This is a genomic window from Micromonospora sp. NPDC049891, assembly GCF_040660295.1.
Lineage (GTDB): Bacteria > Actinomycetota > Actinomycetes > Mycobacteriales > Micromonosporaceae > Micromonospora.
Genome location: NZ_JBFAML010000023.1, coordinates 45,918 through 65,482 on the forward strand (window position 1 = coordinate 45,918; position 19,565 = coordinate 65,482).

At 69.9% G+C, this 19,565-nt stretch carries 20 protein-coding genes, 2 pseudogenes and 3 riboswitches; of the genes and pseudogenes, 8 read left to right on the forward strand and 14 right to left on the reverse strand.

Going from position 1 to position 19,565, the window contains the following annotated elements:
* Window positions 1-65: 65 nt before the first annotated feature.
* Both AB0I71_RS24495 and AB0I71_RS24500 read right to left on the reverse strand, forming a co-directional pair.
* Window positions 66-761 carry an HAD family phosphatase gene (locus AB0I71_RS24495; protein ID WP_357588356.1) on the reverse strand — a complete coding sequence of 232 codons (696 nt, stop codon included), beginning with the start codon at window positions 759-761 and terminating at the stop codon, window positions 66-68.
* Window positions 758-1,201 (reverse strand): annotated as a pseudogene (locus AB0I71_RS24500) (GntR family transcriptional regulator); the annotation flags it as partial. The pseudogene AB0I71_RS24500 and the gene AB0I71_RS24495, both read right to left, overlap by 4 nt.
* Window positions 1,202-1,227: 26 nt before the next feature.
* Between AB0I71_RS24500 and AB0I71_RS24505 the strand changes: the two are divergent.
* From AB0I71_RS24505 to AB0I71_RS24520, 4 genes and pseudogenes are all read left to right on the forward strand, one after another.
* Entirely contained in the window at window positions 1,228-1,359 is a 132-nt protein-coding gene (locus tag AB0I71_RS24505) for an integrase (RefSeq protein ID WP_357588358.1), read from the forward strand.
* A gap of 1,071 nt (window positions 1,360-2,430) precedes the next feature.
* Complete coding sequence (locus AB0I71_RS24510) at window positions 2,431-2,661, forward strand: DUF433 domain-containing protein (protein WP_117228534.1); 231 nt, start codon at window positions 2,431-2,433, stop codon at window positions 2,659-2,661.
* Complete coding sequence (locus AB0I71_RS24515) at window positions 2,658-3,035, forward strand: DUF5615 family PIN-like protein (RefSeq protein WP_357588360.1); 378 nt, start codon at window positions 2,658-2,660, stop codon at window positions 3,033-3,035. Before AB0I71_RS24510 ends, AB0I71_RS24515 begins: the two co-directional genes overlap by 4 nt.
* A 59-nt stretch (window positions 3,036-3,094) precedes the next feature.
* Window positions 3,095-3,358 (forward strand): annotated as a pseudogene (locus tag AB0I71_RS24520) (DJ-1/PfpI family protein); the annotation flags it as partial.
* 106 nt (window positions 3,359-3,464) lie between these two features.
* Here the strand turns inward: AB0I71_RS24520 and AB0I71_RS24525 are convergent.
* The 3 genes from AB0I71_RS24525 to AB0I71_RS24535 are packed head-to-tail and all read right to left on the reverse strand — an operon-like array spanning window position 3,465 to window position 4,713.
* Window positions 3,465-3,797, reverse strand: coding sequence for a hypothetical protein (locus AB0I71_RS24525; protein WP_357588362.1), 333 nt, complete (start codon window positions 3,795-3,797; stop codon window positions 3,465-3,467).
* 35 nt (window positions 3,798-3,832) lie between these two features.
* A complete protein-coding gene (locus AB0I71_RS24530) occupies window positions 3,833-4,093 on the reverse strand; it encodes a superoxide dismutase (RefSeq protein ID WP_357588364.1) in 261 nt (86 codons plus the stop codon).
* A gap of 5 nt (window positions 4,094-4,098) precedes the next feature.
* Window positions 4,099-4,713, reverse strand: a complete 615-nt coding sequence (locus AB0I71_RS24535; RefSeq protein WP_357588366.1) for a superoxide dismutase — start codon at window positions 4,711-4,713, stop codon at window positions 4,099-4,101.
* Between the two features lie 64 nt (window positions 4,714-4,777).
* Between AB0I71_RS24535 and def the strand changes: the two genes are divergently transcribed.
* Both def and tsaD read left to right on the forward strand, forming a co-directional pair.
* The gene (gene def / locus AB0I71_RS24540) at window positions 4,778-5,326 is read left to right on the forward strand and encodes a peptide deformylase (protein WP_357588368.1); all 549 of its coding nucleotides are present in this window, start codon (window positions 4,778-4,780) and stop codon (window positions 5,324-5,326) included.
* Window positions 5,327-5,329: 3 nt separating this feature from the next.
* Window positions 5,330-6,370 (forward strand): tRNA (adenosine(37)-N6)-threonylcarbamoyltransferase complex transferase subunit TsaD, encoded by a 1,041-nt coding sequence (gene tsaD / locus AB0I71_RS24545; protein ID WP_357588370.1) that lies wholly within the window; start codon window positions 5,330-5,332, stop codon window positions 6,368-6,370.
* Window positions 6,371-6,530: 160 nt separating this feature from the next.
* Here tsaD and AB0I71_RS24550 read toward each other — a convergent pair whose 3' ends face one another.
* The 7 genes from AB0I71_RS24550 to AB0I71_RS24580 all read right to left on the reverse strand — a co-directional run bounded on the left by AB0I71_RS24550 (window position 6,531) and on the right by AB0I71_RS24580 (window position 14,616).
* Window positions 6,531-7,460 carry an ECF transporter S component gene (locus AB0I71_RS24550; RefSeq protein WP_357588372.1) on the reverse strand — a complete coding sequence of 310 codons (930 nt, stop codon included), beginning with the start codon at window positions 7,458-7,460 and terminating at the stop codon, window positions 6,531-6,533.
* Window positions 7,457-9,088, reverse strand: coding sequence for an ATP-binding cassette domain-containing protein (locus AB0I71_RS24555; RefSeq protein WP_357588374.1), 1,632 nt, complete (start codon window positions 9,086-9,088; stop codon window positions 7,457-7,459). Before AB0I71_RS24555 ends, AB0I71_RS24550 begins: the two co-directional genes overlap by 4 nt.
* Window positions 9,085-10,326 carry a CbiQ family ECF transporter T component gene (locus tag AB0I71_RS24560; RefSeq protein ID WP_357588376.1) on the reverse strand — a complete coding sequence of 414 codons (1,242 nt, stop codon included), beginning with the start codon at window positions 10,324-10,326 and terminating at the stop codon, window positions 9,085-9,087. The genes AB0I71_RS24555 and AB0I71_RS24560 overlap by 4 nt, the downstream gene beginning before the upstream one ends.
* Window positions 10,319-11,248, reverse strand: a complete 930-nt coding sequence (locus AB0I71_RS24565; RefSeq protein WP_357588378.1) for a hypothetical protein — start codon at window positions 11,246-11,248, stop codon at window positions 10,319-10,321. Before AB0I71_RS24565 ends, AB0I71_RS24560 begins: the two co-directional genes overlap by 8 nt.
* Window positions 11,245-12,699: a prenyltransferase/squalene oxidase repeat-containing protein gene (locus AB0I71_RS24570; RefSeq protein WP_357588380.1), complete on the reverse strand. Its 1,455-nt coding sequence runs from the start codon at window positions 12,697-12,699 to the stop codon at window positions 11,245-11,247. The genes AB0I71_RS24565 and AB0I71_RS24570 overlap by 4 nt, the downstream gene beginning before the upstream one ends.
* A gap of 149 nt (window positions 12,700-12,848) precedes the next feature.
* A riboswitch (cobalamin riboswitch) is annotated at window positions 12,849-12,918 on the reverse strand.
* Between the two features lie 128 nt (window positions 12,919-13,046).
* Window positions 13,047-13,535: a hypothetical protein gene (locus AB0I71_RS24575; RefSeq protein ID WP_357588382.1), complete on the reverse strand. Its 489-nt coding sequence runs from the start codon at window positions 13,533-13,535 to the stop codon at window positions 13,047-13,049.
* 37 nt (window positions 13,536-13,572) lie between these two features.
* Window positions 13,573-14,616 (reverse strand): peptidase, encoded by a 1,044-nt coding sequence (locus tag AB0I71_RS24580; protein ID WP_357588384.1) that lies wholly within the window; start codon window positions 14,614-14,616, stop codon window positions 13,573-13,575.
* Between the two features lie 98 nt (window positions 14,617-14,714).
* Window positions 14,715-14,861: riboswitch (cobalamin riboswitch) on the reverse strand.
* 203 nt (window positions 14,862-15,064) lie between these two features.
* Window positions 15,065-15,212: riboswitch (cobalamin riboswitch) on the forward strand.
* A gap of 135 nt (window positions 15,213-15,347) precedes the next feature.
* On the opposite strand from AB0I71_RS24580, the gene AB0I71_RS24585 reads away from it, so the two are divergent.
* Both AB0I71_RS24585 and AB0I71_RS24590 read left to right on the forward strand, forming a co-directional pair.
* Window positions 15,348-15,860 (forward strand): acyl-CoA thioesterase, encoded by a 513-nt coding sequence (locus AB0I71_RS24585; RefSeq protein ID WP_357588386.1) that lies wholly within the window; start codon window positions 15,348-15,350, stop codon window positions 15,858-15,860.
* Between the two features lie 3 nt (window positions 15,861-15,863).
* Window positions 15,864-16,145 carry a hypothetical protein gene (locus AB0I71_RS24590; protein ID WP_357588388.1) on the forward strand — a complete coding sequence of 94 codons (282 nt, stop codon included), beginning with the start codon at window positions 15,864-15,866 and terminating at the stop codon, window positions 16,143-16,145.
* A gap of 944 nt (window positions 16,146-17,089) precedes the next feature.
* Here the strand turns inward: AB0I71_RS24590 and AB0I71_RS24595 are convergent.
* Together AB0I71_RS24595 and AB0I71_RS24600 are read right to left on the reverse strand one after the other, a co-directional pair.
* Window positions 17,090-19,033 (reverse strand): hypothetical protein, encoded by a 1,944-nt coding sequence (locus tag AB0I71_RS24595; protein ID WP_357588390.1) that lies wholly within the window; start codon window positions 19,031-19,033, stop codon window positions 17,090-17,092.
* Window positions 19,034-19,549, reverse strand: coding sequence for a hypothetical protein (locus AB0I71_RS24600; RefSeq protein WP_357588392.1), 516 nt, complete (start codon window positions 19,547-19,549; stop codon window positions 19,034-19,036).
* Window positions 19,550-19,565 lie beyond the last annotated feature (16 nt).

Consider the following 19,565-nt stretch of genomic DNA (forward strand, 5'->3'; position numbering starts at 1 on the left):
GAGCGCGGTGTCAATCGGCAGTCTGGTCCACGTTGCTCCACAGAGGACACGCGTTGCTTCCGACGTCAGCTACTAATTCGCTCGATCAACGCTCCTGCTATCGCACTCATAGACGTGATCACCAGGTCAGCCTCTGCGGCCAGAAACTTCTCGACTTTGGCCGGCCGATTAGCGTAGCCAACCACGCGTACGCCTGCTGCCTGCGCTCCTTCGATGCCCGAAAGTGAGTCACCGATCAGAACGCATCTGTTCGGCGAGTGGCGTACCGCACGCACCGCTTGCAGGATCGGTTCTGGATCGGGCTTCATGCGATCCGGGGCGGCGTACGCACGGCCAACAACCGGTGACACATACCCGGCGGGGCGGTGCGCTTCTAAGTACGCGCTCACCGCGCCGGCCGAGTTGTTGCTGACCACCGCCACTGACATTCCGGCTTGCCGCGCCGCCACGATGACTTCCCGTCCATACGGCGTGGGTTCGGCAGTCTTGACGGCCCGGCGCTCGGCCGCGCAGAGCGCATCCTCTACCGCGCAGGTGGCGTCCTGGTCGTCGGCTGTCCCCGTGCGGCGGAGCACTTCCAGCGGGTCCGGCTCGCTGGCGAGGTCCGGCGGCACGTCGACCCCGTGCCGCCGGAGGACGTCGACCAACTCGGCGGCAACCTGCGGTGCGGGATATCCGGCGAAGATGCTGCACACCGGCCCGTCGAAGTCGAGTAGCAGTGCATCGACCTCGCCGAGCAGTCGGCCGAGGTCGGCGTTCATGCGTCGTACCGGTAGGCGATGGTCGACCACACTGAGTCGAACCATTGGCGGGATGCTTCCACGAACCGTGTGCCATGTGAGGCGTCGTCGTCGGTTACGGCGTAGTGGAACAGTGGCACGTCTTTGCCCATCAGGTCGTAGATGGCCATCGGCTCACCCTTGATCGATACGGTGCGCTCTACGACGGGGTAGAAGCCGTAGAAGACCTCTTCGCTGTTGAGGATGTAGAGCTTGAACAGCGGGGACGCCCGGTGTAGCCGTACCTCAACGGTGGTCGACCGGATCAGGCCGAGGTCGCCTAGCTCGGCGACCTGATCGATGATGCCGTCTGCTGCTCGGCGAGTGATTCGCTCTGCGCGTTCGCGTACCGCAGGGTCGTCGGCCTGTGTCTCGGCCCGTGCCGGTAGTGCCATGGGTGCGGTCATGTCGGAGATCAGCACAGAGCGGCGCGACGCTCAAGGAACTGATGGCGCGCATCGGTCATTCGAGCACCCGCGCGGCGATGATCTACCAGCACGCGACCCGTGACCGCGATCACGCCATCGCCGCCGCGCTGGACGCCTTGATCGAAGAGGCGCGAGGCAAGATCAGCGCGTGATCTGGCACGGATCTGGCACATAGCGGCCCGAGAGATTGACGAATGACAAAAGCCCTGGTGGGAGACAGTGTCTCTCACCAGGGCTTTTTGCTTGGGTGGAGCCGAGGGGACTCGAACCCCTGACCCCCACACTGCCAGCATGGTAACAATTCTGTCACGCCATACCAGCGGATGCCGACAGGTGCTTTGAGCAGGGGAAATTCTCTACGTCAGATCACACCCCCTGTGGCCACATGTCGCACGATGACGGCTATTTGATCTTGGGCTGTGACCACCAATGTGACCACGCTCAGTGTGGGAGGCTTCGTGCCATCCCGTCCGCCCACCCTCCAGGTAGCGCTACCCGGCCCCGGCGAATACGTCCACGGTGTGCTCGCGTACCGGCAGGACCGCGGTGTATGTGACACTCATCGACGGCGCAGCCGGATTCGTTGACGCGGCACGCCGGTTTGCCATCCACGGCAGTCCGACGGAACACGATCTCTGCCCGTTTCGGCAGTCAGCGTCGACCTGGCCGGCGCCGGGCAGGTCGCAGTTGCATACCGCACCGATGCCGCTTCCACGGTTTCGATGATGCACGACCCTGGCGAGTTGCACTCGTAGACGATGTCAGGCTCCCCACCATCGCCGCTCCTACCCGAACTGGGCTTGTTCGACTTCCACTTCCATTTCGGTGGACGACTTTCTCGCCGGTCTCACGCCGTGCTTCTCGTCGCCTTGGAGACTGTCGGTGATGAGGTTTCAGCCCGTCCGGGTCTCTGAAGGCGATCGGCGAATTGTGGCGTAGGCGTTGCCGTGCCACTGGAGCGGGTCATCGTGGTCCTGGAGCGGGTCGATGCTGATGTGCCGGACTACTTGATCTTGACATGTGAGCATGTGTGAGCACAAAATGTGGGAGGCCGGATGCCAGCCCGTGCGCTCCGGCGCCGTCCCACCGCGATCACCCTGCCCCGGGCTGCGGCCAACCACGCATTCCTCATGCCTGTTGCGGCATCCTCCGGATACCGATGGGGAGCCAGGTCTCAGGTTGGCCCGAGGTCGGGCTAGGTCACGACGGGTTACCATGCCGTCATGAACTTCGAACGGATCACCGTCAACCCGGCCCAGATGGGCGGTGCACCGTGCATCCGTGGGCTACGCATCCCGGTCGCGACGGTCGTGGCAATGATCGCGGACGGCATGAGCGCAGACGAGATCGTGTCTGACCTGCCAGACCTGACCGTTGAAGACGTCTGGGAAGCGCTGCGCTTCGCCGCCGAGGCTGTCCGGGAGCGGGAGCTGCCGCTACATCACGCGGCATGAAATTCCTGATCGACAACAACCTGTCGCCAGCGGTTGCCGCAGGTCTGCGCGCTCAGGGGCATGATGCCGAGCACCTCAGGGACTACGGCCTGGCAGCGGCGCCGGATGAGATCGTGCTGGATCGGGCACGCCAGGAACAGCGAGTGTTGATCTCCGCAGACACCGACTTCGGCACTCTGCTGGCCTCCTCCGGGGCCAGCGAACCGTCCGTGTTGCTGGTGCGGCGGATCAGCGGTCGTCGAGCCGCACAAATCGTCGCGATCCTGGTGGCGAACCTCGCCGCAGTCGCCGACGACCTGGCCAGTGGAGCGATCGTCGTAGTCGGCGAGGACTGGCTGCGGGTCCGGCCCTTGCCCATCCTGCGCGGCAAGTGACCCCCCCAACGCCGGATTGCATCAGCCACGAGTCGCAGTCGGTCATGTCACCCCCCTTCACCATGCTCCTGTTCGCGGCCGGACTCACCGCCGGGCGGCCGTCCATCACCCACCTCCGTGCGGCCGACGACCTGCGGGCCCAGGGCGGCATCGTCACCGACGCCCGCGTGGTCGACGACGGCGATCTGGTCACCGCAGGTGGCGTCACCTCCGGTCTGGACCTCGCGCTCTGGCTTGTCGAGCGCCAGCTCGGCGCGGCGCTCGCGGTCCAGGTCGAACAGGTGCTGGAGTACGAACGGCGCGGCACCGTCTGGCGCGCCTGACCCCACGCGAGGCGATTCGCTCTGTCAGATCCTCGGCGACGGGACGGCAACAGGAATAGCCGGACGGGCGTCATCCGGCAGCGGTGAGGTCGCGTTCGCAGGCAAGTTACCGGAGTGCCTCGATTCCGGTGACGGCCTCGATTCGGCGTTGTCCGCCACCGACCGACGACTCGCCGGTGAGTGCGAGGGAGCCGATCTGCGCGGAGTGGTCGACGTGGGTGCCGCCGCACAGCTCGCGGGACCACTCGCCGCCGATCTCGACGACCCGCACGGTCGCGTCGTAAATCTCGCCGAACAGGGCCAAGGCACCCTCGGCGCGGGCCTGTTCCAGGGGCAGGCAGCGGACGATGACGATGTCGCCGGCCTGGGCACCGTGCGCGGCGTGGCAGTCGCCGGGCCGCCGGCCGTCGCGTTCTGGCAGGTGTCGCCGGCACCTCACAGTGCCGGCGACACCGACCAGGTGATCATCACGCGTCAGTTGTCCGGCGGTGTTGCGGTGGCGGCGACGAGCAGGGACAGCTCCCGGACGAGGTCGTCCAGGGACTGGCCGCTCTGCGCGCGGAGCAGTCCGAGGCTCAGATCCGCCAGGAGGTAGAAACCGAGGGTCTTGGCCTGCTCGGAACTGAACGCGGCGAGCAGTTCCTCGGCGCCGCCGAGGTCACCGCGATTCTTGGCCGCGATGACCCCGGCGGCGCGTTGCACCAGTTCCGCCGCGGCCGGGGTGAGGCCGGTCATGGCGGTCAGAGCTTCGGGGTGGTGGCGCGGGCGGCGTCGAAGCGGGCGATCACGTCGGACCAGTTGACCAGGTTCCACAGCCGGTCCACGTAGTCGGGCCGGACATTCTTGTACTGCAGGTAGTAGGCGTGCTCCCAGGCATCGAACACCAGCAGCGGCGTGGAGCCCTGCCCCACGTTGCCGTGGTGGTCGTAGACCTGCTCCACGATCAGCCGCTGCGCGAGCGGCTCCCAGGCCAGCACACCCCAACCGGAACCCTGCACGCCCTTGGTGGCGGCCGAGAGCTGCCCGGCGAACGCCTCGAACGAACCGAAGTGCTCCTCGATCGCGGCGGCCAGCTCGCCCTCGGGACGGTCGCCACCATCCGGGGACAGGTTCCCCCAGAAGATCGAGTGCAGCACGTGACCGGAGAGGTTGAACGCGTACGTCTTCTCCAGGCCGACAAGAGTGGAGAAGTCGCCCTTGTCGCGGGCCTCGGCGAGCTCCTCCAGACCGTCGTTGGCGCCCTTGACGTATGCGGCGTGGTGCTTGTCGTGGTGCAGCTCGAGGATCTGCCCCGACATCGCCGGCTCCAGCGCGCCGTAGTCGTAGGGCAGGTCGGGCAGGGTGTAGACCGCCATCAGAACTCCTCTGGGATTGCTGCTCTTAATGCAAAGCTTTGGCAATTGCATAGGATAGGCCACTGTGCAGACCTCGACAGGGACCCCGCGCCCCATCACCCGTTACGGCACGCCCGTCCTGCACCGTCGCTGCGCCGAGGTGACCGACTTCGACGCCGCCCTCGCCCAGCTCGTCGCCGACATGTTCGCCAGCATGTACGCCGCCCACGGCATCGGTCTGGCCGCCAACCAGATAGGCGTCGACGCCCGGATCTTCGTCGTCGACTGCCCCGACGCCACCGGCACCCATACCGTGGCCACCGTCGTCAACCCGGTCCTGCACCTGCCCGAGCACCGCGACCTGGTGACCGACTCGGAGGGCTGCCTCTCCGTCCCCGGCCGGCACGCCGAACTGGCCCGCTGCGCCACCGCCACCGTCACCGGATTTGACATTCACGGTCAGGAAGTCCGGCTGGACGGCACCGGCACCCTGGCCCGCTGCTTCCAACACGAGGTCGACCACCTCGACGGCCTCGCCTACGTCGACCGACTTCCCAGCAAACTCCGCAAGCGAATCCTCACCACCAGCGCCGAACACCCTGGCGTCGGCGTGGGTACCGGCCAGGACGGCTGACGGGTGCCTGTCGTCCTGGGCATCGAAACCTCCTGCGACGAGACCGGCGTGGGCATCGTCGCCGACGGCGTCCTGCTCGGCGACGCCCTCGCCACCAGCATGGACGAACACGCCCGCTTCGGCGGGGTCGTCCCCGAGGTCGCCGCCCGCGCCCACCTGCACGCCGTCACGCCCATGGTCCGCCACGCCCTCGACCGCGCCGGATTTGGCTTCGGCGACATCGACGCTGTCGCCGTCACCGCCGGGCCCGGTCTCGCCACCGCCGTGCAGGTCGGCCTCGCCGCCGGCAAGGCCTACGCCCTCAGCCTCGGCGTGCCTCTCTACGGCGTGCACCACCTCGCCGGCCACGCCGCCGTCGACGTCCTCGAACACGGCCCGCTCCCCCACCGCTGCGTCGCGCTGATCGTCTCCGGCGGACACACCTCACTCCTGCTGATCGGCGACCTCGCCCGCGACCCCGTCGTCTACCTCGGCGACACCGTCGACGACGCGGCCGGAGAGGCAATCGACAAGGTCGCCCGCCTGCTCGGCCTGCCCTACCCCGGCGGACCCGCCATCGACCGCATCGCCCGCGACGGCGACCCTACTGCTATCGCCTTCCCTCGACCGATGACAGGCCCCCACGACCCGCCCTACCGGTTCTCCTTCTCCGGTCTCAAGACCGCCGTGGCCCGCTGGGTCGAGAGGCACGGCGACCGGGCGGTGCCCGTGGCCGACGTCGCGGCGTCGTTCCAGGAGGCCGTCGCGGACACCCTCACCCGCAAGGCCCTGGCTGCCTGTCGCGACCACCAGGTCGACACGCTGCTGCTCGTCGGCGGCGTCGCCGCCAACAGCCGGGTACGGCACCTCGCCGAAACACGCTGCGCCGCCGCTGGCGTACGACTGCGGGTACCGTCACCCCGACTCTGCACCGACAACGGCGCCATGATCGCCGCCGTCGGCGACCTCCTCGTCCGCGCCGACGTCGCACCGGACCGCCTCGACCTCGGCGCGGACCCGTCCGCCGTCCTGCACGGCGCCCTCCTGCACGGCCCACGCCCCTGACACAGGCACACCATCCCGCGCCCGACCTGCATCGGTCCTCACCAAGGACACGGGTAGAGGAAGGCGGGTACGGGTCAGGAACCGGCTTCCGCCCTGACGGCTTCTGGCATCCGCCCGATGGGCCTGGTGCCACCCTGGCGACGCCGCATCCGCTTCGCGATCAGATCTTCGTCGTCGGTCGCCAACCCGGAGATGCGGGTGGCGGTGACTCCTCGGCGTCAGGCCGCTGTCGAGGGTTTCGCGGCCGCACACCGAGACCGCTGTCTTGCCCGGGCGGGATGGCTGGCCCTGGTGTCGTGGCGAAGGTGACCGGCGCCTCGAAGGCGGCGCGCCGGGCGGCCCGGCGCAGAGCGGCCAGGACGGCGGGTCCGACCAGGACGATGGCCATCACGGTGGTGATGGCGCGGCCGGTGTCCCACCCGAAGGTGGAGGTGACGGCGGTGAACACGGCGAAGCGGTGCAGGTTGTCCAGCACCGGTGCCCCGGCGACGTAGGAGAGCTGGGTGTCCGCGCCGATGCTGAACGGCCAGAACCACAGGTTCATCAGCAGCCCGTAGCCGTAGGCGGCGATCGCACCGTAGCAAGCCAGCACCGCGATCTCGGCCCGACCCCGCAGCCGGGCCGGCAGCAGCCCGGCGCCGAGGCCGATCCAGGCGGCGGCCAGCATCTGGAACGGCAGCCACGGGCCGACGCCGGCGGTGAGCAGGGCGGAGGCGAACAGCGAGGTGGCGCCGAGCAGGAACCCGAAGCCCGGCCCGAAGACCCGGCCGGCGAGCACGAGCAGGAAGAACACCGTTTCGATGCCGGCGGTGCCGGCACCGAGCGGACGAAGGGCCGCGTTGACGGCGGCGAGCACGCCGAGCATCGCCAGGGCCTTGCTGTCGATGCCGCCGGAGCTGAGTTCGGCCAGGACGACGGCCAGCAGGATCGGTAGTACGGCGATGAAGACCAGTGGCGCCTCGGTGGTCCGGGCCATGCTCTCGGGTTGGGCGGACACGAAGAATGGCCAGCTGAAGGTAGCCAGCGCGGCGACGGAGGCCAGGACCAGCACGACGGCCGTACGCGGGGCGACCCGCAGGGCGGTCGTCATCCTCGTGTCCCGACCTCGGCCAGCGCGGCGGTGACCTGCTCCACGGTCAGCCAGGGCTGCGGTGCCAGCACCTTGGCGACCTGCGGGGCGAACGCGGGTGAGGCGAGCATGACCTCGGCGGTGGTGCCGTCGGCCACGATCTCCCCCTGCGCCATCACGACGACGCGGTCGGCAAGGATGGCGACGAGTTCGACGTCATGGGTGGCGACGACGACCGCCCGACCGTCGGTGGCCAACCGCCGGACGATCGCGGTGAATTGCCGTTTGGCACGGTAATCCAAGCCTCGAGTGGGCTCGTCGAGCAGCACGACCTGTGGTGCGGCGGTGAGCTGGACGGCGAGCGCGAGGGCCAGCCGCTGCCCTTCCGACAGATCGCGGGGATGCTGGTCGCCGGGCAGCGCGGGGGTGAGCTGGTCCAGCAGCGCCCGGCAGGTGCCCACGGATGCGTCGGACTCCCGGTCGGCCTGGGCGCATTCGGCGTCCACCGTCTCCAGATAGAGGAGGTCGCCTGGGGTCTGCGGCACCAGCCCGACCCGTCGTCGAGCCCGACCGGCGGGCAGTGTCTTCGGGTCGGTGGCGCCGTCGGGGCCGACGACGGTGACAGTTCCGCTGTGCCGTGGGCCACTGCCCTGCACCGCCCAGAGCAGGCTGGACTTGCCGGAGCCGTTGCGGCCCATCAGCGCGACGATCCGGCCGGGATGCAGGTCGAGATCGACGCCGGCCACGGCAACGGTGCCGGGGTAGCGCACCACGATGTTGCGGGCGGCCAGTACCGGCAGACCAGCCGGTGGTGGTGTGGCCGGAGGCGCCGGGGCGTCGGCGAGCCGCTGCCGCAGGTCCGATGCGCGGCGACGGGCGTCGCGTACGGACAGCGGCAAGGGTGTCCAGCCGGCAGCCCGGCCCAGCTCGACAAGGGGTGGCGCGAGATCGACGTCGGCGAGCACGGCGGCCGGTTCGCCGTCGATGACGGTGCCGTCGCCGGGCAGGTAGAGCAGCCGGTCGGCGAACTGCACGACACGTTCGAGGCGGTGCTCGGCCACCACGACGGTGACGCCGAGGTCGTGGACCAGGCGGGTGACGGCGGCCAGGACATCTTCCGCTGCGGTGGGGTCCAGGGCGGAGGTCGGTTCGTCCAGGACGAGCACCTGCGGGTGGCTGGTGAGCACCGCGCCGATGGCGACCCGCTGCTGCTGCCCGCCCGACAGGGTCCGCAGCGGACGGTCCCGGAGCTCGGCGATGCCGAGCAGGTCGAGGGTCTCCTCGACGCGTTTACGCATGACCGGCGCCGGCAGGGCAAGTTGCTCCATGCCGTAGGCGAGTTCCTCTTCGACGGTGTCGGTGACGAAGGCGGCGAGGGGATCCTGGCCGACGATTCCGACGACGTCGGCGAGGTCACGGGGAGGGTGGCTGCGGGTGTCGCGGCCCTGCACGGTGACGGTGCCGTGGAGGGTGCCGCCGGTGAAGTGCGGCACCAGCCCGTTGATGGCCCGCAGCAGGGTCGACTTGCCGGCGCCGGTGCGGCCAGCGACCAGGCACAACTCGCCCTCGGGTATGTGCAGGTTCACGTCGCGCAGCATCGGTTCGGGGGTCTCGGCGTAGTGGACGGTCACCCGACTGAAATCGATCAACGTTGGGCCTCCGACTCGCTGGTGTCACGCTTCGGCGAGCTGCGGGTCGTGCCGTCCGATGGGATGAGCACCGGGCGGGGGGTGCGGTGATCCGCGAGCGTCGGCGGCGGTGCCAGCCAGGCCGGTGCGACCGCGACCGCGACGACCAGGAGCATCAGCGGGGTCAGTTCGGGCCAGGTGAGCGGGCTCACCGGCGGGTAGAGCCGGGCCGGGTCCACGGATCCGGCCACCGCCATCACGACGGCGGTGGCCACCCCACAGCCGGCGACGACAACCTCCGTGATCGGCCAGCGGTCCGGCCGGTAGCGACTGCGCCGGACCTGCCGGCCGGCCAGCAGCATCCCGGCGACGGCCGTCGCCAGCCCGACGATCAGCATCGGCAGACCGAGGTAGCCGGGCACGGTCGTGTCGAGCAGCCCGTACGTGCCGACGCAGACACCGACCAGTCCGGCGAGCACCAGCCCGCCGGTGAGGGCGCGCTGGCCGGCCGGTATCGCGGCGGTGCGGCCGTAGCCGCGCGAGTCCATGGCCGCGGCCAGGGCGAGGGATCGGTCCAGGGCGTCGGCCAGCACCGGCAGGGCGATGCCCCGCAGGGCACGCAGACCCTGCCCGGCGGCGCCGCGCAGCCGGCGGGCCCGGCGTACCCGCAGCACACTTTCCACAAGCTGTGGGGCCACCGACAACGCGACCACCACGGCGGTGCTGACCGCGTACAGGGCGCCGGGGACCGCTTTCAGCAGGCGCTTCGGATTGGCCAGGGCGTTGGCGGCACCGAGGCAGATGAGCATCGTCGCCAGGCGCAGCCCGTCGTAGAAGCCGCCGAGGAGCTGTTCGGCGGCGACCGGGCCGAACAGCCGGATGCCGGCCGCCCACGCCGGCAACGGAATCTCCGGCAGGTGAAGCAGGACGTGGTCACCCTGGCCGCCGCCGAACACGAGGCGGAACACCACCCGCATGGCCACGATCACCGCGCCGAGGATCAGGTACATCCGGAACGCGAACGCCCAGGGGGCGTCACCTCGGCGGCGCACGACCACAAGCGCGGCGGCGGCGACGAGCAGGGCCAGCGGAAGCGGGTTGGTGGTGTGGCTGGCCGCGGTCGCCAGCCCGAGCGCCCACAGCCACCAGGCACCCGGGTGCAGGGCGCGGGGTAGGCGTCCCGCCCGGGCCGGCCGGCTGTCAGGCGGTGTCACCGGTGCCTGTCGCCCCACCCCGTCGGCGGTGGCCTGGTCAGTCATCCGGCTCGGCGGTTCGCCGGCGGCGGGCGGCGACGATCCCGCCACCCGCCAGCGCGACCAGCAGGAGCACCCCCGCCACGGTGCCCAGCGGGAGGCCGCCGGTGTCACGCGTGGCGCTGAACTCGGTCGCCGGGTACGAGTCCGTCGGATCGGCCGACGGGGCGACGGGCGCAGCCGCGAGCGGCGGAGCGGTGGCGGCCGTCGTCGGCACGGGTGAGCTGCCGGGCGGGGTCGCGGTGGCGGCGGCCACCGGTGGGGTCAGGGTGACCCCGGCCGGTGGGGTACCGCCCGACATCGTGGGTGCGTTCGGTGCATCGACGGCCGGTGGCGGGGCGACCGGTGGCGCAACCGACGGGGCACGCGGCGGCGCCGGTGCGGACGTGCGGGGCGCAGGCGGGGGCGCGGGTGGTGTGGTGCGCGGCGGTGGTGCGGGCCGGGCGGGGGCCACACCAGGTCGGGGTGCGCTGTCGGCGTTGCGGTTGAGCGAGAACGACCAGCCTTCGAAGCTGCCCGATGGTGGCTTGCGGTTGAGCACACCCTTGTCGCTGTAGGTCCAGGTACCCCCGTTGGGCGCGTGCCAGTATGACCAGTAGGCGCTGGCCGGCGGCGTGTCGACGCACTTCTCCGTGCTGGCCGAGGGCTTGCCCTCGATCCGGCAGATGAATCCCTCGCCCCAGCGCAGTGTGCCGGCGATCTGGAAGCCGGCGGCCTTCAACGCCGCCAGGCCGGTGGTCTGGTCGCCGGGGGCGCACCGGACGACGGTGCCGCCGCCGAGTTCCTTGAAGTCCACCACGACGGTCACACCGGCGGCGTCGGGGCAGTAACCCGCGCTGCCGGCGGCCGTCGCCGGACCCGAACCGACCGGAACACTGGCGGCGGCCACGGCGAGGGTGACTGCGAGGCGGGTCGCCCGGATGCTCATGTGGCCCGCCGACGGCCGAGCACCAGCAGCACCGCTCCCCCACCGAGCAGCAGCAGGGCGGTGAGCACGTACCCGCCGATCGCCGCACCGGTGGTTGGCAGCCGGCCCGGTCCGGCGGCGGGACTGGTGACGGAGGCAGCGGGAGTCGGCGTCGTGGTGGGGGTGGGTGGCGTGCCGCTCGGGGAGGCGCTCGGTGTCGGGCTGTGGGTGGGCGCGGTGGTCGGTGTGGGCGAGGCGGACGGGGACGGTGGTCCGGTCGGGCTGGGTGAGCCGGTCGGCGTTGGTGGCACGGTGGCCGATGGGGTGGGCTCACCGGAGGGCGGCACGTCGAGGCCGATCCGGCCCAGCGGCATCTGGGCCAGCCCGAGTAGCGCTTGGGCGGTGGCGCGGCGCCACTGGTCCCGGAAGGTGTCGGCGATGCCGTCGGTGACCGCCTCGGTCAACGCGTCGCTGGCGTAGGCGATGGCGCCGGCGTCGGCCGCCGCGGCACCACCGTTGGCGGTGGTGAGCTGGAGCGCCGCCAGGGCTTCGGCGGCCCGTGCCGCTCCGGCGTCGCGTCCGGCCGCGGACAGGGCCTGCCCGGCGAGGCCGGTGCTGTTGGAGTTCGCGCCGCTGGTCGGCCCCGACCCGCCGAACGACCCGTCGGCGCGTTGCTGCGCCACCAGCCAGTCGGCGCCGCGCTGAGCGGCCTCGTCCGCACCTGTTGCGTCGGTCGCGAGCAGTGCTTGCACGGCCATGGCGGTCGAGTCGACGTCGAGGGTGGCATTGGCCTGGGTGTCGCAGGACGGCGACGGTGCTCCGTCGGCGTCGGGGTAGAGCCGGAAGCCGCCGGCCGTGCACTGCTGCCGGATGAGGAAGTCGACGGTTTCTTGCGGCGCGCCGCCGCTGCGGGCCAGGCCCAACACGGCAAAGGACTGGTCGAAGGTGTTGCTGGGGTCCGGGCCGGTGGCCTCGGTGGTTCGGCTGGTGATCCGGCCGCGCTGGTGCCCGGTGCCCGCCGCAGACAGCAGGGCCACGGTCTCGGCACGCAGGTCCCAGCCGCCGAAGTCGGTGGGGTTGGCGCCGGCGGCGGAGGCCACGTAGAGCAGTTTCGCGGTGGCGCCACCGTCGGTGAAACCCTCGATGCCCCAGTCGTCGTAGCTGTTGTAGGACCGTACGTGCGCGGCGATCTGCGCCGTCGCCGCCTGCCGAGTAGAGCCAGCCACCCCGGTGGCGGCGAGGGCGATCACGCCGTCGATGCTCAGCCCCCAGTCCTCGGGAGTGAACGGTCCAGGCAGGACGCCGTCGACGTATTCCCCGGCGAGCCAGGTCGCAGCGTCGCGCGCGGCGGCGGTGTGGGTCGGCGATGGCGCGGCGGCCACGCCGAGGGGGGTGGTCGCGACGATGGCGAGCGCTGTGGCGGTGGCGGCGCCGAGACCGGCGCCGACGCGCCGGAGCGGGAACGTGGGCATGAGGGGTGCCTTTCGCAGAGCGGTCGGTGAAAGCTCCGGAAGGCACCGACGGGCGGCATCCGCTCGCGTGGCCGCGACGAGATGCCGTACCTCGGTTACCCGGACTCCACCCTGTAGACCTCGACAGTGGAAGCCGCTCGTCCTGTGCGGGGCATTCCGGCTCGCGAGGCGGTGCTCGCTCACGGTTGCGGGTCAGCGTCGGCTTCTACCGACTTCCCCCCGTACGGGACGTATTCAGTTGTGTACCTGGCGCACCGGGTGTCGCCACCGTACCGCCGGTCACCTCGCGGCGCCAGCGTGGCGGGCGACACCCGGCACCTCCACGGCTCGTGAAGGGTACACGCAGGTCAGGGGGCGGTGATGCTGGGTGCCGCGCCGGAGCCGAAGGACCAGCCCTCGACCGTGCCCGGGGCCGGGTTGTAGCTGGTCGCTCCCAACGTGCTGTAGGTCCAGGAGGCGCCGCTGCCGGAGGCGTGCCAGTACGACCAGTACGCGCTGGCCGGCGGGGTGTTGATGCAGGGTTCCGTCGCGGCGGTCGGCTTGCCGTTGATCCGGCAGATGAAGGCCAATCCCCATCGCTGCGTACCGGTCACGGTGAAGCCTGCGCCCTGCAGGGCGGCCAGGCCCGTGGCCGGGTCACCGAGCGCGCACGCCACCTGGACGCCGCCGCCGAGCGCACCGTAGTCGACCACCACGGTGACCCCCGACGTCCCGGTGCACGCGGCGGCCTGCGCGGCCCGTGGAGACGGCTCGACAGCAATCAACCCGACGGCGACGACAGCCACCGCCGCGATGCTCGCCAGCCACCGACGGGCGGGAAGATGGACCTGGGACATGAGCACTCCTTGTGGTGGGACGGAATCTGCCGGCCGGTCAGCGGCAGGGCAGAGTGGGTGCGCCGGCGGTCGCGGTGACGGTGGAGAGCCGGGCATATCCGGTGCCGGTCAGACCGAGGACAGCCTGCGCGGTGGCGCGGGGGGCGGTACCGGGATCGAAGACGCCGCCGTCGAAGTCGACAGCGCCCCGGTCGGCGACCGGGGCGGCACACCCGACCTGAAGATCGGCCAGGAACACGCGGGCCCGGAGCCAGGCCAGCGGCCGGCCGCCGTCGCGCAGCGCCTGGGCGGCCAGTCCGGTGCTGTTGGCGTTCGCGACCCCACCGGCGTTGGTGAACCCACCGTCGTCGCCTTGCACCGAGAGCAGCCAGTGCAGCCCTGCGGCGGCATCAGCCTTACGACCGGCGGCCCGCAACGCCTGCACCGCGACGGCCGTCACGTCCACATCGGACGCACAGGCCGGCTGCGCGGGCAGCAGCGGATAGCCGCCGTCGGGGCACCGGGTACCCGCCAGCCATCCGGCAGCGGCCGCCGGCACACCTTGCGCGGTGCGGTCCAGCGCGAGAATCGCGAAGGACTGGCTGAACGCGTTGCTGAAATCACCCCACGCCGACCGGTCGGTGAAGCGGCCGCCGGACGTCTGGAGCGATTCCAGCCGGGCGATGAGGTCGACACCGCCGACGTCGGTCGGGTCACCGCCGCGGACCGCGACGGCGAGTGCGAGCTTGGCGGTCGCGCCCGCGTACGCCTCGGTGGTGCCGTCACCGATGTACCCGTCACGCACGTCCGGCCGGGTCGCCCAGGCCAGGGCTCGCGCGCCGAAGTCGTCGGCGACACCGGTGGCGGCGAACGCGAAGACCGCGTCCAGGGTCAACCCCTGGTCCGGGTACGCGACCCCGTCGAAGACGGCCTCGAAGCGTTCCCCGTCGACAAGCTGTCGGGCCAACCAGCCCGCGGCCGCATCGGATCGGACGGTGCCGGCCTGCGGGGGCGCGGCCATCACGGGTGTGGTCAGAGTGAGGGCGGCGAGCACACCGCAAAGCAGGGCGAGCAGGCGGTGCCGGCTCAGGCGGACGACCATCGGACGCGCCTTTCCGGCCCGGCGGTCGTCAGAAACCCGGCCCGCCCGGCGACGGCGCGGCTGGCCGGCCTCCGACCCGTGGGCCACGACGGGTGGGGAGCAGAAATCGCGGGTGCGGCAGGTATTCGGGCTCGCCACCAGGGAAGCTCCCGGCGGCCTACCGTTGCGGGCCAGCGCCGGACTTCGACCGGACTTCCCCCGCACACACACGCGGTTGTTCAGTTGTCGCGCCAGTCTCGTCTGCTCCCACAGCCACTGTCAATCCGCTACCGATCGCACACGGTGGGTCGTGACGGCGAGGTTCGTGGCGATCGCGGCCACGGGCCGACGCTCGGCGTCGGAGTGATGGGGCAACTCGCCACAGGTACCCGGGCCGGACGGTCGTCGGACCGGGTCAGGATAGGGTGGCCGACGGCGCTGGTTCGCCCGGCCGTGCGGTCGGGCGTCGTAAGAGGGAACCCGGTGAAAGTCCGGGACTGCCCCGCAGCGGTGAGTGGGAACGACAGCCGTCACCACGCACTGGGCCGCCCGGCCTGGGAAGCGACGGCCAGTAGGAGACCGGCCGAGTCCGGCACCGCCCACGAGTCCGAAGACCTGCCCGCGCTGCGGACACAAGGTGTGTGCGCTGCCGTCGACCTCGCGGGCGGGTCGGGCGGGTGACGCGCCGAGACGGCGCGTCCTCGACGTGCGCGCCGACGGGTCGGTGGCTTGTTCCCCGAGGACGGACACCCGTGCACGACACGACCACTCTCGCCGGCCGACCACCGTCAGCCTCCCACCTGACCCTGTCGCAGATCATGGACCAGCACCACACCAACCTGATGGGCACGGTCCACGGCGGCCGGATCCTCAACCTCATCGACTCCGTCGCCGGAGTGGTCGCCGCCCGGCACTCCGACGGCCCGGCCGTCACCGCCGCCATTGACGAGACCGCCTTCCTGCGCGCGGTCCGGGTCGGCGACGTCGTACACGTCGACGCCCGGATCACCTGGGCGGGACGCAGCTCCATGGAGGTCACCGTCAAGGTCACCGCCGACCGGTGGGACCGCGCCGTGCCACCGACCGACGTGGCCACCGCCCACCTCGTCATGGTCGCCGTCGACGACAACGGCCACCCCCGCCCGGTGCCGCCACTGCTACCCCAGACCGACGAAGACCGGCGCCGCTACCGCGAGGCACAGATCCGCCGCGAGCACCGCCTGGCCCTGCGGCAGGCCCTGCTCGACGGCACCGAGGAGCACTGAGACGTGCTCGGACTCTCCGCGGCGGCCCTCGCGGGCTACCTCGCCGTGATCTTCATGTGCGTCACGGGCACGATGATGTGGTGGACCCGCCGCAGCACCGCCTCCGGCCTTGCCGCGCCCCGGGCAAAACTCCCGCTCTGGGACAACAGGACCCCGCTCGGCGCGATGGTCGTGCTCGGCGTTTTCCTGCCCCTGTTCGGCCTGTCCCTGCTGGTCATCTTCGCCCTGGACCAACTCCTGATCCGCCGGCTTCCCGCACTGCGAAACTTCTTCGGCACCGTCTGACCCTGCCGAGCGCCGGCCGGCCCAACGTTCCGGGGAACCATCAACGGTGACCGGCCGCCTATCCGTAGGCGTGACTGGGTCGTCCGGCGCCGGCTTCGGTTTCCGGCACCCGCCTCGATTCGTGTGACTCGCAAGACGGCCAGCTACCCCGCCGCGTACCAAGCGGGTACGCCAGCACACCGGCGGGGCCGCTTCTGACGGTACGAGCCGGCACCCCGGTACCACACTGTTTTGCGCCCCACATTCCGCCCCGGCAGCACCCGAACAGGCGGCGCAGTCGAAAGATCCCTGGCCAGAGGCCGTTTCGGACGAAGTCTCAACACCGATCACCGAAGTACAGTGTGGGGCGCTGGGTGACCACGGCTGTGACCACGAGATCACAAACAATCGGCGCCAGTCGATGACTGACGCCGATTGACCTGCATAAACGCAAGGTGGAGCCGAGGGGACTCGAACCCCTGACCCCCACACTGCCAGTATGGTAACGATTCTGTCACGCCGTACCGCCGGATGCCAACAGGTGCTCTGAGCAGGGAAAGCTCTCTACGTCAAATCACACCCCCTGTCGCCACTTGTCACGCGATGACGGCTATTTGATCTTGGGCTGTGACCACCGAAGTGACCACGCTCAGTGTGGGAGGCTTCGTGCCACCCCGTCCAGCCAGCGCCGCCGCACCAGACCGAATAGCACATGGATACGATTCGGGAAAACAGGTGGTCTTCGCGATATCCGCACCAACGAGGCCGTTCACCTCGCCCGGCGGAACCGTAAACCCGAGCCACCCAGCAGGCGTGACCCGGCTGGTCGTCACCGGGCGGCCGTGACGCCGGGATCCGCCCGGCGCACGCCCCAGGACTGGTTTATCCAGTGCGCACTCCAGCGTCGCCGATGTCCGACAGATGATTGGGAGAGGACGGCGGCTTCCGAGGATTCGGCCGAGCTGTCACTGCTTCCCTTGGATGTCTTCGACCCGTTGGCCCTGACCGACCCCGGTGTTCGTGACTCCGGGAACGACTGAGCGCTGTGAGGTGAGATCGATCGTCGCATGTGTGCTCATGATGCCGGTGGCGAGGTCATTGTCGGCGACGATTATCTGAATTTTCCTGCCGTAGGTCTCCGCGAGAGTTACTAGTCGGGCATATAGGCGTCGGCCCAGTGCCACGTCTGGTTCCCGGTTACCGATTGCCTTACGTGGCGAGTCGATGATCAGGAGGTCGGGGAGAAGGACGCCGGGGTGGTCGATAGCTGTCGTGAGTAGGGTCAGGTGGTAGGCGACGTTGAGGGCGGTGCTGGCTCCGCCGCCGCTCGCTTGGAGTGCCTCGAACTCCGTGTCGCCTACCAGCGGCAGGAAAGTTGTGGGGTCGATTCGAGCTACGCCGTCAACAGGTATGCCGATGCGTTCGACTTCCTCCTTGAACGCCTCGTCAATGTCTTCGAGTTGAGTGCCGCGGCGCCGTAGAGCCTTCTCTCGTTCGGTGATGTCGACTGCGAGTTGACGCTGGGTTTTGCGGTGCTGGGCCACCTGTGCGCGAAGCTGGTCGAGCCGGCGCCACATCGCAGCGTGGCGGTTGGTCTCGTCAATCCTCTGCCGCAGGGCTTCTGTCTCGCGGCTCAGTCGCGCAACTAGTTCGATCCGGGGAGATACGGCTCCCGCAGTCGCCTGGTCGTACTCACGGTGGAGCGCCTCCAGTTCGGCATCTGCTTGGCTCGCTGCCTGTTGGGCCTGTGCATGGGCTGCGATATCGCTGCGCAGCAGTTGCTCGGTTTCGGCCATCTGGTCGTGGATGCGCCCGACGTTCTGAGCCGAGGACTGGATGTCGCCTAGGCCCACCGGCTCGATCGGCTGGCAGCAGAGGAGGCAGTCCGTCTCGGCGAGCTCGCGTGGGCCGAGTTCCTGCATGCATCGAGGGCAGGTGGAGAACTCGAACGGAGAGAGGAGTCCGACCGCTGTGCTGAGACGTTCTGCCTTGGCGAGATCCAGGTTCAGCTGAGCTAGTATCGCTTCCCTGCCGCGTATCGCCATCGCCATGAGGTCGGCTTCCTCGTGACGCTTCTTCGAGTTGGACAGCGCTGCGGATAACCGTCCCCGGCGTTCCTCTTCAGCCGCTGTCAGGGCCTCGACCTCCTCTCGCGTCGCCCGGAGCCGGTCCTCGGCCGCTCCGAGCTGTTGCAGAAGTTGTAGACGCCGTGCGCGCAGCTCGTCGGGGTCGGCTATGCCGTCCTCTCGGATGAAGCGGTCGATTGCGATGGCATCCTTCTCCAGTTGTTTGGCTTGGTCGCGCTCAAGACCTCGCCGGCGTTTGAGGTCGAGTAGCTCGGGGTCCGTGAGACCGAACATCAGCTCGAACGCGGAGATGCGCTTGGGGTTGACGTTGGGGTCGAGGTGACCGACTACCGAGCGGTCGATCTCCTTCGCCTGCAGGTAGCAGTAGCGGAAGATGTCCCTGAAGGTCAGCGCTGTGGTCCGCGCGTTGACACCCATGCGGCTCGTCGGCACGCGTTCGACGGGTATCCCGAGTGCTTCCAGCAAGAAGCGGGAGATGGACGGCCCGTCCGCTGGCGTCGGGCTCACCGGCCAGGTGTGCTCCACGACCCCCGACCCTGGCTCGATGATCTCCACGATTCCTGCATCGGTGCCGATGCGCCGGCGCAGAATCAGAGGGCTGTTGCCGGCCTGGATGGCCAGGTCGACGTGCGTAACGTGCTGGACCACCGCGGGTGTCAAGGCGGCGTTTCCCCCGAGCGCATGCTTGATGAGCATCAGGAGCGTCGACTTGCCCATACTGGTCGTGCCCGTGACGAGCGTAAGCGGCGAGGCGAAGTCGAACGAGTGTGCTGCGGTGTTGGTAGCGACTGAGAGCGACCTTATGCGAAGGTTGGTGGCCATCTAGATCTCGCTTCTGAGCGGGAGCGCGACAACGTCCGGTAGCCGCTCGTAAATCAGGTCCTTCAGCTCGCGGCCGGGCAGGTCGAAGTGCTGCCGGAGGAACCGGGCCCGCTCGGCCACGACCGCCCACGGATGCGTGGCTCCGAGTTGCCCACTGAGTTCTCGGCCGACGTCCGTCGGCGTGATCTCGGTAGCTCCGTCGACGCTCGCGTACGTCGCCAGGCGCTTGCCAACCAGTGCACCGAGTATGGGGTAGTACCGGTCGTCCCAAGGACCGTACTTGTACCGGATCATCCGGGTCTCCACCGCTCGCCGCTCGTCGGAGGTCGGTGCGGTGGCTGGCCATGGCGTTCCCGCCGGCAGCAGGCGTTCCGCCATGACCGGATACCTGAGCAGAAAGTCGACCTTGGCGAGCTTGGTCAGGCCACGGAAGGCGTGGCCCGGGTCAGCGAACTGGCAGATAAGAATGAGCACGCGGGCCTCGTGATACAGACTCTCCTGCCGCACGGCCAGCACAGCGGTCCGTGAAAGT